Below are 14,740 nucleotides of genomic sequence, written 5' to 3'. Positions count from 1 at the left end.
GTTTTGTTCTTGGTTATTTTTAAAGGATTAAACCTTCATGACAACAGCGAGACTGTGTCCAGATTGTGATCTGCCATTATTACCTCAGGTAGCAAAACAAGGACAAAGTGCTTACTGCCCACGCTGTAACTCAAAGCTGTATCGTGGTGGAACAATGCGTTTCACTGGCGAATTTGCAATTGCCCTTGCCTGCTTAATTCTGTTTATTCCTGCTCATGTTTTCCCAATGATCACGATTCGCCTGTTTGGTGTGATGATCCCGGCAACGTTACCGTCGGGGACATTAACATTAGCCTCCGAATTTCCGGCTGTTGCACTTCTTATATTATTTTGTAGCTCCATTGCCCCATTTCTGGTTTGTGGCTCGGTACTTTCCGCACAGTTCGCACTTAAATTCAAAAAATTTGCGCTGTTCAGACGCTCTTTATGGATCATTTCACATTTAAAGCACTGGGCGATGTTTGACGTTTTTCTTGTTAGCTTGGCGATATCTTGCTTTAAGGTTCAAGAATATGCCGATATTTATGTAGGCCCAGGACTTTACTCCTTAGTGCTATTACAAATATTGACGGCTCTACTTCTTTCTAGAATTAGCTTAAATCGTTACTGGGAAGCTTGGCAGCCAGAAACAGAACATAGACAAAATGAGCTAAGTGTTCATTGCCACGGTTGTCACATGTCGCAAGGTGAAAATTCACATTGTATTCGCTGTGATGCTCCCCTTCATAAACGTATGCCAAACTCAGTCCAAAAGACATGGGCATACCTTATCTCAGCGACCGTGTTTATCTTTCCAGCCAATCTCTACCCTATATCCATCTTTCTTAATAACGGTAAAAGAGCGGAAGACACCATTTTTTCTGGCGTAGCTACGCTCATACAAACTGACATGCATGGCATTGCGATAATCATTTTTGTGGCCAGTATTGTCGTTCCCGTTGCCAAGATACTGGGTTTAGCCTTCATTCTTTTGACCATTCAATTTAAACGCCAGGTTAATCACCTTCATCGAATGAAACTCTACCGTTTCATTCAAGTCATTGGAAAATGGTCAATGATGGATTTGTTTGTAATCTCTATCATGGTGACACTCATAGACCGCGAACAAATTCTTGATTTCACTCCCGGCCCCGGCGCTATTGCTTTTGGTGTCGTCGTCGTATTAACAATGCTTGCAGCCGAAAGCTTAGATTCTCGTCTGATATGGGACAACTATGAACAACGGACTTAACAACCAACAACCAGAACCAGTTAACATTAAGCGTGATAATGGTATATCTCCACTATGGATATTACCCCTGCTTGCTTTAGTGCTTGCAGGATGGCTTGTATTTAAAGCGGTTAATGAAGCTGGGGAACGGATAAAAATTCACTTTAATGATGCAGCAGGGTTAATCGCAGGACGCACCACTATCCGCTATCAAGGCCTCGAAGTCGGTATTGTAAGAGACCTAAATCTTTCAAGTGATTTACAAAGCATCTTTGTTGAAGCTGATATTTATCCCGAAGCTGTTCAGACGTTAAAGGAAGGCACGCAATTTTGGTTAGTAAAACCTAAAGCTTCGATCACTGGGATCTCTGGTTTAGATGCCCTTGTTTCAGGCAATTACATCGCTCTTCAACCAGGTGAAGGTAAGTCCAGCAACTCGTTTACAGCACTGGATAATCAACCCGCCGACATCCCTCTGGGTGAAGGGCTTCGTGTACAGTTACGCGCTCCTCACTTAGGCTCTATTAATATTGGCTCTCAAGTCCTGTATAAGAAAATACCTGTTGGTGAAGTCTTTAACTATACCCTTAGCCACGATAGAAAACGGGTTGTTATCGACTTATTAATAAAACCTCAATATAGCGAGTTGGTGACCAATAAAAGTCGCTTTTGGAACGTGAGTGGCATGAGTGCCAATATTGGATTTAACGGTGTCGATGTGCAATTTGAAAGCCTGTCAGCATTGATAAGTGGCGCGATTGCCTTTGATTCACCGGATGAAGGGTTAGCGATTGAACCCGATCATTTGTTCCGGTTATACCCAGATATTAATACTGCTGGACGTGGTATTGCCATCACCATTGACTTACCTGAAGAAAACAACATCAATACAACGGGTGCGCCGATTATTTACCGCGGCTTAGAAATAGGTCAAATTTCCGATCTGCGCCTAGATGAAAAGCGTAACAAAATTGTCGCCCACGCAGCCATCGAACCGAGCATGAGTGAACTGCTCACATCCGGTTCAAAAATGTTATTAGAAGAAGCGGAAGTGTCACTAAACGGGGTGAAAAACATTGGTAATTTACTGCGCGGTAATTTTCTAACTCTCATTCCAGGAAAAGGTGAAACGACACGTCAATTTACGGCGATCAACCGTGATGAACTACAAGAGCAACAACCCGGTGTCGCCAACTTCTCTCTGTATGCAGCACAAAGCTATGGTATAAAACGCGGTACAACGCTAAAACACCGCGGTATTGAAGTGGGCCGAGTCAAACGTGTTAGCCTTGATAAAAACAACGTTCGCTTTGATGTCATCGTTCGCCCTGAATATACCAACCTAGTTCGCTCAAGCAGCCGATTTTATATTGATGGCGGAATTACCGCTAACCTCAGTAGCCAAGGGTTAGATGTTACTGTGCCACCGGCAGATCAACTGATCAGCCAAAACATCAGCTTCACAAGTACAGGAGGCCGAAAAATATTACAAAGTTACCCTCTTTACCAAAACCATAAGCTCGCTAACTTAGCGGCAGAGCAAGCAACGGGGTACTCAACAGTGCAGCTCTTTGCCGATGAGTTACCACCAATATCGGAAGGTAGTCCAATACTTTACCGAAACCTTCAAGTTGGTGAAGTTAAAAATTACGCCCTAACAAGTGACGGCGTCACAATCACACTCAAGATTGATCGTAAATACCGCCACCTTATAAAATCAGACACTGTATTTTGGAACCGATCTGGCGTTGAAGTTGAAGCCAATTTAAGTGGTGTGAAAGTTAAAGCCGACCCTATTAGCACGCTAATTAAAGGTGGTATTGCATTTGATGAAATGCCAGATGTAACAAACCGCGCAGGAAACCGCTATAAACTATACCCTAGCTTTAAAGAAGCTAAAGATTTTGGATTACTCATTTCTTTTAAAGCAAACAATGCCAAAGCTATTTCTATCGGTGCAGACATTCGCTACCAAGGCGTTAATGTCGGTAAGGTGGTAAATACCACACCTAACTTTGAAACCAGCGATGTAATCATCCAAGCGCGTTTATTCCCTGAATATGCGGATGCTCTCGCTAAATCTGATAGCTACTTCTGGGTTGTATCACCAAAAATAAGCCTATCCGGTGCAAAAGATCTCGATACCATTTTAGGCAGCTATATCGCCGTCACTCCCGGTCAAGCTGGTCATTATTCTCAAACTTTTGACTTAGGTACTGCAGCGGTAATCAACTCAGGCTTAAACGTTATACTAGAGAGTGAAAACCGCAATTCGATTTCAGAAGGAACACCATTACTTTATCGTGACATTCAAGTTGGCCAAGTGGTAAACGTTAGCCTTGGTGAACTGGCTGATCGTGTGATTATTAATGCTCAAATTGATCATGAATACCAGCATCTTGTTCGTACCGACTCTGTGTTTTGGAATGTCTCGGGTCTTGATGTCACTATTGGCTTAACCGGCGCCTCAGTACAAACAGGAACGGTAGATAGCATGCTCCGTGGTGGCATTGCATTCGCGACACCAGAAAATCAACCTTTGTCGCCAAAAGCCCAACACAAAGAAAATTACTTCTTGTATGACTCGGCACAGCCAGAATGGAAAACATGGCGTACAGCAATTCCAAAAGACTAACCTCATATCCAATAAGGTATTGATACCCAATTATTAGTCACTGATTGAAAGGAGCACTTAAGCTCCTTTCTTTTTACCTATACCACGACAAATGATAAACTCCCGCCCCACAGCTAGATAACCGAGATTTTCCTTTGCATCCTAATATCCATATTCCAGACGCTTTCATTGAACAAATTCGTCAAATAATGCCTGAACACCTCAGCATGGATGAATTTATTGCGATCTGTAAAACCCCTCTTCGCCGCAGTATTCGTGTCAACACACTGAAAATCAGCGTTGACGATTTCCTTGTGAGAGTGGCGGATAAAGGCTGGCATCTTTCGCCTGTACCTTGGTGTGAGTCTGGGTTTTGGTTAACTCGTGATGATGAAGACAGTGTTTCGCTAGGAAATACAGCAGAACATATGGCGGGGCTTTTCTATATTCAAGAAGCCAGCTCAATGATGCCTGTGACAGCATTACTTAAAAACAACGATGCGCTTGACTGCGTACTGGATATGGCGTCAGCACCAGGTTCAAAAACCACGCAAATAGCCAGTGCAATGCAAAATCGAGGAGCACTTGTTGCCAACGAACTAGCTGCAAGCCGTATTAAAGTTTTGCACTCGAATCTACAGCGCTGCGGTATCTATAATGCCGCCTTAACCCACTTTGATGGCTGTGTGTTTGGTAGTTGGGCACCAGAATCTTTCGACTCCATTTTACTGGATGCACCATGCTCTGGTGAAGGTGCCATTCGTAAAGACGATGATGCGATGCAAAACTGGAGCTTACAATCTGTTGAAGAGATTGCAGCCGTTCAACGTGATTTGATCATTAGCGGCTTTCAAGCACTAAAGCCCGGTGGCGTCATGGTGTATTCAACCTGTACATTGAACCTCAGTGAAAACCAGCGTGTTTGCCAACACCTAAAAGAGACATTTGGTGATGCTGTTGAATTTGAATCACTCAGCGATCTTTTTGATGGTGCAGACCAAGCATTAACAGAAGAAGGCTTCTTGCATGTTTATCCGCAAATTTTTGATAGCGAAGGCTTCTTTGTTGCGCGTATACGCAAGCTTTCGTCGGTAGAGTCACCTGAAGTTAAAAAGCGTAAAGGCAAATTCCCATTCAACCGCGCAAGTGAAAAAGATCATGACGCTGTAGCTCACAGCATCCACCAAGATCTCGACCTCACCATACCTGAAGGCAGTGATATTTGGCTTCGAGATAAAGAAGTTTGGCTTTTCCCTTCACAACTTCGTGAGCTTATTACCGAAATCCGTTTCCAACGAATTGGTATAAAACTCGCTGAACAGCATAAAAAAGGGTATCGCTGGCAGCACGAGGCTGTAATGACGCTCGCTAGAGGCAATGAACGTACAGCGATTGACTTRACGCCTGAGCAAGCTAAAGAATGGTTTATGGGGCGTGATATTCGTCCTGAAAACCTGTCAGGTAAAGGTGAAGTCATTGTCACTTATCGCGATTATCCAATTGGCATTGGCAAGTGGGTCGGCAATCGTATTAAAAATGGCTTACCGCGAGAGCTGGTTAGAGATACAAATTTATTCGATATCTAGCGGTAATGGCAGGTTATTTACTCGGTAAATTTATACCGCAATTAACTGCCACAGAATCGTACTTGCGATTGAAAAATTTTGTTAAGTATCAGACTTGAATGACATTCTCAGTGGTAAAACTGGCAAATTATATTGCTTGAACTAACATTGATAGTGTAATTGATCTCCATTTACTAACCAGTTAGCGCAAGGCTCTCACGAGCCATTCCCCTAAGCCCGAGACAGGAGTCGTTTCGGGCTATTTTTTGCCCGCTTCACGACGAATCCCAGCTAAAATCCTACTTTATCTACACTCCAGTTCTTCACACAAACCACCATCTCGAACACTATCAGAGCGCTATCAATGATACACTAAGACTATGTCCAGTTTGCTGATTAACTAACGATGAAAGATTGCAATCAATGTGGTAAATGCTGTATCAAATACGGAGGTGGTGATCTTGCGGCAACAAAGGAAGAAATTGACCTATGGGAAGCATATAACCCCTACATTTTCCAATTTGTTAAAAACAATCAAATATGGTTCGCCCCTGAAACAGGTTTAAAACTAAAAAAATGCCCCTTCCTTGAAACAATTCCAGCGCGAGAGCCTCTTGCTCCAACCAAATATACATGCAGCATATATTTAGACAGACCAGAAGATTGCCGTCATTACCCTAGCCTCATCAATGAAATGATTAGGGATGAATGTGAGATGATCGAAATAATTGACTTAGAAAACCCGAAAAGGGCTCAAAGGAAGTTAGATTTTTTAATGAAAGACAGTCGTCCACCAAGTAGTTGATAGGGCGCGAAGTCTGTACAGAAAATGACTTAGCCCCTATCGCTCACTTTGCTATAGGGATTAGCACTAGAGATAAAATAATTGTTCTTGGCTCACGCCACCTTCGCCAAAACTAATTAAGCCAGCCCCTACAATCTCACCTATTTGCCACTTGCACCATGCTTTATCACCATCAACCATAACATCAGAAATCTCCATTTTATCACCCACTTTTTTGAGCTCAGAGATATACTGAGGCAAATCCCCTTTTTGATAGACAGCACCATCTTTATCGAAAAGCTTATATTCAGCCGTTACATTATCACCAATAACATTAGCATCTAAACTTCCAAACCCAGTGGCATAACCACTTAACTTATCTTCTGCTGACATACTGTTATCCTCAACTCATCTTAGGTAAAGCTGGTACCCAGTTGAAGTATAGTACTTTGGTAATATGCTAGACATCAGTGATAATTGAAGCGGGCACTTGAGAGTGGGTATAGCGGTATATGGCGGGGAAATTTTCTTTGGTATCAATATAGAGCCTAAATTTCTCTAGGCTCTTTTGGCAATGATAGTAAGCGGCATTGTTAATGCGACTTAGCTATAAAAAGCCTCAACAGTTCCTTTAAGCGTGATCAGAAGTGGCTGGCCACGACGGTCTAACGCTTTAGGTGATGGGATTTTCACCCAACCTTCACTAATGCAGTATTCCTCAACATCAAAACGCTCTTTGCCATTAAGTTTAATACCAATGTCGTGCTCGAAGCATTCTGCCACGTGGTGTGGGCTGCGAGGGTTACCTGAAAGGCGATCTGGTAAAGCTGGTTGCGATTTAGCGTCGGTCATGTTCGTATTCTGCATTAAATATAAAGTGCGTTATTGTAGACAATATATACCTAACGCTCAAGAGGTGGCGTCATAAATCGTTTTAATGGGCGAGATCAAGTTAATCATTTGATTTAGCTGCAATAAGTTTCACTTTAGCCCTGTCGTTCTTAGCTATTAACTCTTGTTCCAACACCGTAATCACTCCCCCACAAAGAAAGAGTAAAAGTATGATGTGCGATGTTCAAAAGCCACACGAATTGCTGAAGAATCAACATAGTAAGTATGGCCTTTCAACGCATACGAAGCTTTATATTAATATATTGGACACTTTAAACACGATTTTACTCATAAACTGGAGCATCGTAATCGTGACCCTCATCGGAATAAGCTGTTACAACAACATCTTCAACAAGACCTGTTTCTGCCTGTACTTGAGTTTCAAAAAAGTGCTGAATTTTTTTTCGGCGACCATGTGCCGACCAATCTTCAGCACTTTCCCAAATTTCGTTAAATACGATAGGATACTCATTTCTTGTCGCACTCGGATGGTCGACTTGTCGCGTTAGCATATATTGGATACAACCTTGTTCACGATTTGCATCAGGTTCGAGAGCTTTAAGTACCTCAAAGAGCTCAGCTTCTTTACCCTCTTTGGGCTTAAATTGCGCTAATACATATACTCGACTTGTCATAAGATTTCCTTTCTATTTAAATAGGTTGAGAAATGGTAGATGAATTTATAAGCAAAAGATATCATAAGGATAAGTCTTACGACATCAAGGCATATAACGTCAGCCATCAGTTGCCCGTTTCCCTGCTATAAACGGCGGAGTAACCTCGCAGGGTTACCCGCATAAATGCCTTTTTCTGTAATATCCTTAGTAACCACACTGCCTGCGCCAATAACGGCTCCTGTACATATATTAACAGGTAGCACCGTTGCGTTTGACCCTACTGTTACACCATCAGCAATAACTGTTCGCCCCCAACTCTCTGGGTTTGGATCTGGCTTACCATCTTTAAATAAATCATTGGCAAACATCACACCATGACCAATAAAACAGTCTTGCCCAATACTCACGTACTCACAAATGAAAGTATGGGATTGAACTTTTGTTCTAGCGCCAATGACCGAATTTTTTTGAACCTCGACAAATGGGCCAATGAAAACACTGTCACCTAATTCGCAACCATATACATTTGCAGGCTCGATAATCGTGACATTTTCACCGCAATTAACATCTACCACTTGCGCCTTTAGAATTCTAGGGGTTCCCACTTCACCTCCGAAAACAAAACGTTAAACCTTACCAAGCACACCAAGCACACCAAGCACACCAAGCCGTCTAGTTTAGCTCGTCAACTTGATGCTCTGTTATAACGCATTTTCCATCGAACTCAACCAATTTGGTAACACTTCACGGTACCACTTCAGATACATTTGCAACTGGCCTTTCTGCCTTGACTGCAAAAGATTAACGACTTCTACTACAATCCAACATTTTGCAATGACTAGATGCCTTAACAATTCACTGCCTGAGATATCAGACTTATATTTCAGATAGTTATTAACGATGGTATCAAAATCGGTCAAATTGCCCATTCTGCTAACTAATGGTGCCAAATCGATTGCTGGGCTACCTTTACCAAAGCGCTCCCAGTCAAAAAGGACTAGTTCGCCGTTGGCTCGTTTCCCCCAGTTACCTTCGTTAGTATCACCAGATATAAGAACATCTGTTTTAAACAACACATTACTTTGGGCTTGGATATTGATTAATGCACTCACCGATGTTTGGGGTAATTTTAGTAGTTGTAGTGCATTCTCGGTCTGTTGTACCGACCACTCATGATGCTTAAAACATTCTGATATTGACGGTAAAGCTTTGTGAAGATTTGAGAGTTGAACAAAGGTATCTGAGCCAGAGTGCAACTCAGTCAAAGTGACGCGATTAGGTATATATTCAATAAATAAGTTGTTATCACTAACACCTATTAACTGAGGTATATGGACACCATATTCTTTAAGTAAAGGAGCTACATTCTGGTAAAAGTTAATCTCAATTGAAGATGCACACCGTTTTTCAATGCACTGTCTACCTGAGTACTCAGTAAGGAATACCTTTGCCGCTCCCATTTGTGTTAACTCTTTGCTCATAACTCTCCTGCGTTATAAAGTCTGTAATTTACGCCCCACAAAATACCTTTGTAGTTCAATAAGTAAATATGTACTAAACTTTCTGAGCAAATGAATTCACCATAAACTAAAAGATTGAAAGCAAGTACGCATGATATTCAGATACTACACGAGTAGCTGAAAATCAGTGCCTTGTATGCATAAAAAGAGACTCAAATCACTCATGGACTTTGTGGAAGCATCGTTTTGCAAAATAATCAGTTCTCAGAAACTCATCGCCATAGAACTTTCCTGCCAGCAATGCAATCAAGAGTTGAAACAATGCAAATAGTGCATATCCAGATGCCTCGAAGCGAAAATATAGCGATTTTTGACGCGTCATTTAGCATCCCCCTCGCATAGCATGAAAATTATGGGCGTAAATTGAGCAGAGTATGATTAATGACATAACGCCTTGCTATAAAGTACGCTATCACGAAACTAACCAAGCGCACCGAACTTAAAACCAAAACTGCCGAGTGTAAAGCGTCACACTTAATGGCCTTGTTATGCCAAACACAATCATTTCAGTATGATTTTTCCAACAGGGTTTGTCCTTCCAGCTCGGTATGCTGGATAGAAAACCCAATAAACACTACTATCGTTAGAATCTCTAGCTAGTTCGAAGTGAATATCTTCTGCCTTTGTTTGTACTTTAAACCTAAACCTCTCAAGAGGGTGTGAATTTTTAGCTATCTTGAACGATATTTTCTTTAGTTCTTCAACCACTTTAGTATTATTTACAGTCCCACTTGATTCAACAGAAATTACTTCTACACTCAGTTTTTTCCTTATTTCATATCGAGCGGCACTCGGAAAAGAAAACATCACGACTAGAGTAACAACAAATATTACTATCATTGACAATATTGTTGTTAAATTTAGTCGCTTCGAAAAAAGCATCATAGCAATAAAAACAATAATTGAAATTAATACAGCAACTCCACCAAATGTGAAAAATGTGTCTAAAATATTGAGCAGCATGCTTAATCCTTATTTTAACGAATGGCATAACGCCACAATAAGCGGCTTGTAATTGTTGGCTAAAATGTGAAGCGAAGCGAAACCGAGCCAACTGTTACGAGTCCGTTTGATTGCCTTGTTAGTTGCTGCGCGTTAAATCAGATAACTAACAATGAGTTACCATGTTCACGGGATAAGCGGAAGATGCAATAAATACAAAACCGCAACTTAGCCACTGAACGTAAATTTTGAGCCGTTTACGCCTTTTGCTCATTGTTTTACCTGCAAAACTTAGGCGAAAACTGTGTAACCAAAAGCGCGAAACGACTTGATAAAACTAAAGATTGAAACAACAAAGGAAGGAAACAAACACCAATCCTTTGATGTGAAATACCGCACGTTTAATAAATTAATTTACTCGAACAAGTGGCGGCAACTAACGCCCTTGTGAAGTTGCCCGCCCCAAAACCTAAAGGTTACACYGTAATCACACAAACCAATTCATACTAAAAATGCCGCGTGTCAAGGGTCAACTTGCACAGTTTGTTATATGGAAAACTGAAACCAAAGCGGCTTGGCCGCCCCACCGAGGCAGCAGGTGAACAACCCAAACTCACAATGTTGACTGTAACCGTGAACACCACGCTACCGCCAACTAATAAACTAACTTAGCAAAGTAATTTCAGCGACTTAGTAAAAACTGAAATCATAGCTAACCAGCACGAAAATCAATAGTGCGGATTCATGAATTTGGGAGAGACAAGGCTATTTAGACCAATGAATATTGGCATGGAAAAAAAGCAAACAGCACCAAGTCACGGAACGACTTTTAACTGTATTGCGCCCCACATTGAAACCACAAAACAACCAGCGGCAATGAGACCTAAACCGTAAGAAGGAATGGCATATAACGCCCAATTAAGGTGTGAAGCACGCAACCACGACACCTAATTAGACACCGTAAACACTAAACTTAACCCAAACCAAAAATGCCAAGCGTGCTGAATCACTCTTAAATTGTTTGTATGGATAATAAAACCAACTTCAGGGTAAAGTGAGACCCAGGCTTTAGCTGCAACTAAAGCTTTCTATACAGCAGTTCGATTGATTGCAGGCTCCTCTGTCGAGAGACCGATAACAAACGTGAACGCTGCATAGGACTCCAAGCACCATACTCGAATAGTCTACTGGGTCTCGAACCCGCATTACGCAAGCAAGAGTTAGCTTATTATGAATACTCCAACGAATCAAAACATTAACGTAGGGGTCGATACTGGTAAATCTCAGCTTGATATTTATATTCGACCTCTCGATATTTTCTTCTCAGTTTCTAACGATGAGAAAGGGATCAAAGAAGCCATCAAAACTATTAAAGTGCACTCACCAAAACGGGTCGTTATTGAAGCGACCGGCCGGTTAGAAATGTCCTTTATTATTGCCTGTACCGACGCCAATATCCCTTACGTAATTGCCAACCCGGTTCACGTCAAACGCTTTGCCGGAGCCATCGGTCAACGCGCTAAAACGGATAAACTCGATGCCAAGCTTATCGCCCACTATGCCAAAGCAATAAAGCCAGCATTAACTCGGCTGAAGCCTGAATCCATGCGGCTTATGGCGGATTTAGTCATCCGGAGAACTCAGCTTCTCTCAATGCAAACAATGGAAAAAAACCGACTCCAAATACTGCCCAAGCACCTAACGATGACCATCAAGCCAATCTTGACGGCATTCAAAAATCAGATCGAAAAAACTGAAAAAAAATCGTCGCGCTGATTGAAAGCTGCCCTGAATATCAGGCCAAAAATGAAATACTACAAAGCATGCCCGGTATCGGAAAAATTGCCGCAGCTTCTATCATTAGCAACCTTCCCGAGCTCGGGTATATCACCAACAAACAAGCCGCTGCCCTTGTCGGTGTTGCCCCCATGAGTCGGGAAAGCGGACGATATAAAGGACTCAGAAAAATACAGGGCGGCCGAGCTCAGGTCAGAACCGTTTTATACATGGCAATGATGTCTGGCATGCAGTGTAACCCAGTATTTAAGAGCACCTATCAACGACTACTGGCTGAAGGAAAGCCTAAAAAAGTGGCCATTATCGCCTGCGTCAGGAAGATGGTTATCACCCTAAATTCGATGCTAAGAGATGGCGTCTTATGGGATGCAAAAGCAGCTTAAATTTATCTGTTGACGCCATAGTCGTTTGTTAGCTGTACCGAATTAATAATACCATTTGTTTTCTTTAGAATTCTGCTCACTAAATGATTTTTCGAGTAATTCAGCATCTTTAATATTAGTTTCATCAGTCAATGATTTGACTGCAAATACCATGGATACAAAAGAGAGCAATGAAGCAAGGAACCAGATAGCCCCATTAAAAATTAAGTAATTAACTTCGAAAACAATTTCTAGATTATAACTTTTGACCACATATAGGCCACTAAGACCACCTATCATAGCTAAGAGCCAATATTTAATAAAGTTTATCGTTGGTCTTAATAACCTTTCTATCTTTCTTCGCTTTTGACATTGATATTTGGCATCAAATACTAATCCATTATCGCTCAATACTAAGTACTTTTTCGATGTCTTATATAATTCTATAGCTTTAGTTGGATTTGGTTGATCTAGCAATACTTGAATAAGGTCGTAACTTACATATAGCTTGAAGTGACTACGAAACATTTGTTCAACTACCAGCCTACTTCCACCATTGGCTTGGTCAGAAAGCGATTTAAACAGTAAATCTAAGCTTTGTATTCTAAAAGAGCGGTTTGAAGCTAAAATGTAATGACCAAGTTTCAGCAATGGCAATAAAGCTAGCACCGTCATCATCACAGTCGCTAAAGTAGGATATTCATTCAAATATTCTTTCACAAAAAACATACTCCTTCAAACAGCTAACGCCCTTGTGAAGTTGCCCGCCCCAAAACCCAAGCTTTACACCGTAACCACAAAAGCCAATTCATACTGAAAATGCCACGTGTTAAGGGTCAACTTGCACAGTTTGTTATATGGAAAACTGAAACCAAAGCGGCTTGGCCGCCCCACCGAGACAACAGGTGAACAAACCCAAACTCACGATGCTGACTGTAACCGTGAACACCGCGCTACCAACAATTAAAGCCTTATTTTGCAGTGTGATTTCAACAACTTAGTAAACACTGAATCATAGCTAACCCGCACGAAAATCAACAGTGCGGATTCATGAATTTGAGAGAGATAATGCTATTTATACCAATGAATATTGGCATAAGATTAAGGTTACCGCACGATTTCACGGAACGATTTTTACTGCATTGCGACCCACATTGAAACCACAAAACACCAAGCGGCAATGACACCAAAACCTTAAGAAAAAATGGCATATAACGCCCTTGTGAAGGTGCCCGCCCCGAAACCAAAACCTTGCCCCATATACACAAAAGCCAATTCATACTGAAAATGCCACGTGTTAAGGGTCAACTTACACAGCTTGTTATATGAACGCTGAACTTAAAGCGGCTTGGCCGCCCCACCGAGGCAGCAGGTGAACAACCCAAACTCACAATGTTGGCTGTAACCGTGAACACCACGCTACCGCCAACTAATAAACTAACTTAGCAAAGTAATTTCAGCGACTTAGTAAAAACTGAAATCATAGCTAACCAGCACGAAAATCAATAGTGCGGATTCATGAATTTGGGAGAGACAAAGCTATTTAGACCAATGAATATTGGCATGGAACAAAAGCAAACCGCACCAAGTCACGGAACGACATTTAACTGCATTGCGCCCCACATTGAAACCACAAAACAACCAGCGGCAATGAGACCTAAACCGTAAGAAGGAATGGCATATAACGCCCTTGTGAAGTTGCCCGCCTCAAACCCAAACATTACGCCGTAATCACACAAGCTAACTCAGACTAAAAATGCCGCGTGTTAAGGGTCAACTTGCACAGTTTGTTATATGAAAACTGAAATAAAAGCGGCTTGGCCGCCCCACCGAGACAACAGCTGAACACCCCCAAACTCACAATGCTGGCTGTACCCGTGAACACCACGCTACCGCCAACCAATAAACTAACTTAGCAATGTAATTTCAGCAACTTAGTAAACACTGAAATCATAACGAACCAACACGTAAACCAACAGTGCGGATTCATGAATTTGAGAGAGACAAGGCTATTTATGCCAATGAATATTGGCATGGTATTTAGGTTATCCGCACCAATTCACGGAACGATTCTTACTGCATTGAAACCACAAAACAACCAGCGGCAATGACACCTAAACCGTAAGGAAAATTGGCATATAACGCCTGGGATAAGGTGCGCCGCGATGAACCCACCAAGCCCACTGAACTCCATACCAAAAATGCCGAGTGTAACGCGTCACCTTGATACCTTTGTTATGGCGCACTCAAGGCAACAACATCAATAACCATGCACGCACCGCTTCAGGATGACCTGCTCTTAAGCGAACATCATAACCATTTTAGAAAATAGTTAAAGTTATCACCATTTAACCTGCTGAATTGCATCGATAATCAGAGATTATTTGAACTTGAATAGCTCTTTTATCAAAGCAAGAAACAATGTTACAGGTATACCG

Annotated in this window: 11 protein-coding genes and 1 pseudogene; 5 read left to right on the top strand and 7 right to left on the bottom strand. The window is 41.7% G+C overall.

The annotated features are described in order from the left end of the window. Window positions 1–37 precede the first annotated feature (37 nt). From L4D09_RS24315 to L4D09_RS24300, 4 genes are all read left to right on the top strand, one after another. A complete protein-coding gene (locus L4D09_RS24315) occupies window positions 38–1,231 on the top strand; it encodes a PqiA/YebS family transporter subunit (protein WP_428460128.1) in 1,194 nt (397 codons plus the stop codon). Then, a complete protein-coding gene (locus tag L4D09_RS24310; RefSeq protein ID WP_428460127.1) occupies window positions 1,215–3,845 on the top strand; it encodes an MlaD family protein in 2,631 nt (876 codons plus the stop codon). The genes L4D09_RS24315 and L4D09_RS24310 overlap by 17 nt, the downstream gene beginning before the upstream one ends. A gap of 134 nt (window positions 3,846–3,979) precedes the next feature. Then, on the top strand, window positions 3,980–5,410 hold the full coding sequence (gene rsmF, locus L4D09_RS24305; RefSeq protein WP_428460126.1) for a 16S rRNA (cytosine(1407)-C(5))-methyltransferase RsmF: 1,431 nt from the start codon (window positions 3,980–3,982) through the stop codon (window positions 5,408–5,410). A 385-nt stretch (window positions 5,411–5,795) separates the two neighbouring features. Continuing rightward, window positions 5,796–6,194 carry a YkgJ family cysteine cluster protein gene (locus tag L4D09_RS24300; protein ID WP_428460125.1) on the top strand — a complete coding sequence of 133 codons (399 nt, stop codon included), beginning with the start codon at window positions 5,796–5,798 and terminating at the stop codon, window positions 6,192–6,194. A gap of 66 nt (window positions 6,195–6,260) precedes the next feature. On the opposite strand, the gene L4D09_RS24295 is transcribed toward L4D09_RS24300, so the two are convergent. From L4D09_RS24295 to L4D09_RS24270, 6 genes are all read right to left on the bottom strand, one after another. Next, window positions 6,261–6,566 carry a hypothetical protein gene (locus tag L4D09_RS24295; RefSeq protein ID WP_428460124.1) on the bottom strand — a complete coding sequence of 102 codons (306 nt, stop codon included), beginning with the start codon at window positions 6,564–6,566 and terminating at the stop codon, window positions 6,261–6,263. A 210-nt stretch (window positions 6,567–6,776) separates the two neighbouring features. Continuing rightward, window positions 6,777–7,025, bottom strand: coding sequence for a DUF3297 family protein (locus L4D09_RS24290; protein WP_428460123.1), 249 nt, complete (start codon window positions 7,023–7,025; stop codon window positions 6,777–6,779). A gap of 323 nt (window positions 7,026–7,348) precedes the next feature. Then, the gene (locus L4D09_RS24285) at window positions 7,349–7,699 is read right to left on the bottom strand and encodes a putative quinol monooxygenase (protein WP_428460122.1); all 351 of its coding nucleotides are present in this window, start codon (window positions 7,697–7,699) and stop codon (window positions 7,349–7,351) included. 125 nt (window positions 7,700–7,824) lie between these two features. Next, window positions 7,825–8,286, bottom strand: a complete 462-nt coding sequence (locus L4D09_RS24280) for an acyltransferase (RefSeq protein WP_428460121.1) — start codon at window positions 8,284–8,286, stop codon at window positions 7,825–7,827. A gap of 96 nt (window positions 8,287–8,382) precedes the next feature. After that, the gene (locus tag L4D09_RS24275; protein WP_428460120.1) at window positions 8,383–9,162 is read right to left on the bottom strand and encodes a phosphotransferase family protein; all 780 of its coding nucleotides are present in this window, start codon (window positions 9,160–9,162) and stop codon (window positions 8,383–8,385) included. Between the two features lie 540 nt (window positions 9,163–9,702). Beyond that, the gene (locus L4D09_RS24270; RefSeq protein ID WP_428460119.1) at window positions 9,703–10,164 is read right to left on the bottom strand and encodes a hypothetical protein; all 462 of its coding nucleotides are present in this window, start codon (window positions 10,162–10,164) and stop codon (window positions 9,703–9,705) included. Between the two features lie 1,209 nt (window positions 10,165–11,373). Here L4D09_RS24270 and L4D09_RS24265 point away from each other — a divergent pair. After that, window positions 11,374–12,323 (top strand): annotated as a pseudogene (locus L4D09_RS24265) (IS110 family RNA-guided transposase). Between the two features lie 42 nt (window positions 12,324–12,365). Here the strand turns inward: L4D09_RS24265 and L4D09_RS24260 are convergent. Further along, window positions 12,366–13,022 (bottom strand): hypothetical protein, encoded by a 657-nt coding sequence (locus L4D09_RS24260; protein ID WP_428460118.1) that lies wholly within the window; start codon window positions 13,020–13,022, stop codon window positions 12,366–12,368. Window positions 13,023–14,740 lie beyond the last annotated feature (1,718 nt).

This window comes from Photobacterium makurazakiensis, from assembly GCF_050336715.1.
Taxonomy (GTDB): domain Bacteria; phylum Pseudomonadota; class Gammaproteobacteria; order Enterobacterales; family Vibrionaceae; genus Photobacterium; species Photobacterium makurazakiensis.
The sequence above is the reverse complement of the archived record's forward strand: the minus strand, read 5'-3'. Positions and strand labels throughout refer to the sequence as shown.

What these genes read in the sequence shown, in the direction of transcription:
- L4D09_RS24315 (WP_428460128.1), top strand. Translation starts at nt 38, where the DNA reads ATGACAACAGCGAGACTGTGTCCAGATTGTGATCTGCCATTATTACCT.
- L4D09_RS24300 (WP_428460125.1), top strand. Translation starts at nt 5,796, where the DNA reads ATGAAAGATTGCAATCAATGTGGTAAATGCTGTATCAAATACGGAGGT.
- L4D09_RS24290 (WP_428460123.1), bottom strand. Translation starts at nt 7,025, where the DNA reads ATGACCGACGCTAAATCGCAACCAGCTTTACCAGATCGCCTTTCAGGT.
- L4D09_RS24285 (WP_428460122.1), bottom strand. Translation starts at nt 7,699, where the DNA reads ATGACAAGTCGAGTATATGTATTAGCGCAATTTAAGCCCAAAGAGGGT.
- L4D09_RS24310 (WP_428460127.1), top strand. Translation starts at nt 1,215, where the DNA reads ATGAACAACGGACTTAACAACCAACAACCAGAACCAGTTAACATTAAG.
- L4D09_RS24295 (WP_428460124.1), bottom strand. Translation starts at nt 6,566, where the DNA reads ATGTCAGCAGAAGATAAGTTAAGTGGTTATGCCACTGGGTTTGGAAGT.
- L4D09_RS24275 (WP_428460120.1), bottom strand. Translation starts at nt 9,162, where the DNA reads ATGAGCAAAGAGTTAACACAAATGGGAGCGGCAAAGGTATTCCTTACT.
- L4D09_RS24270 (WP_428460119.1), bottom strand. Translation starts at nt 10,164, where the DNA reads ATGCTGCTCAATATTTTAGACACATTTTTCACATTTGGTGGAGTTGCT.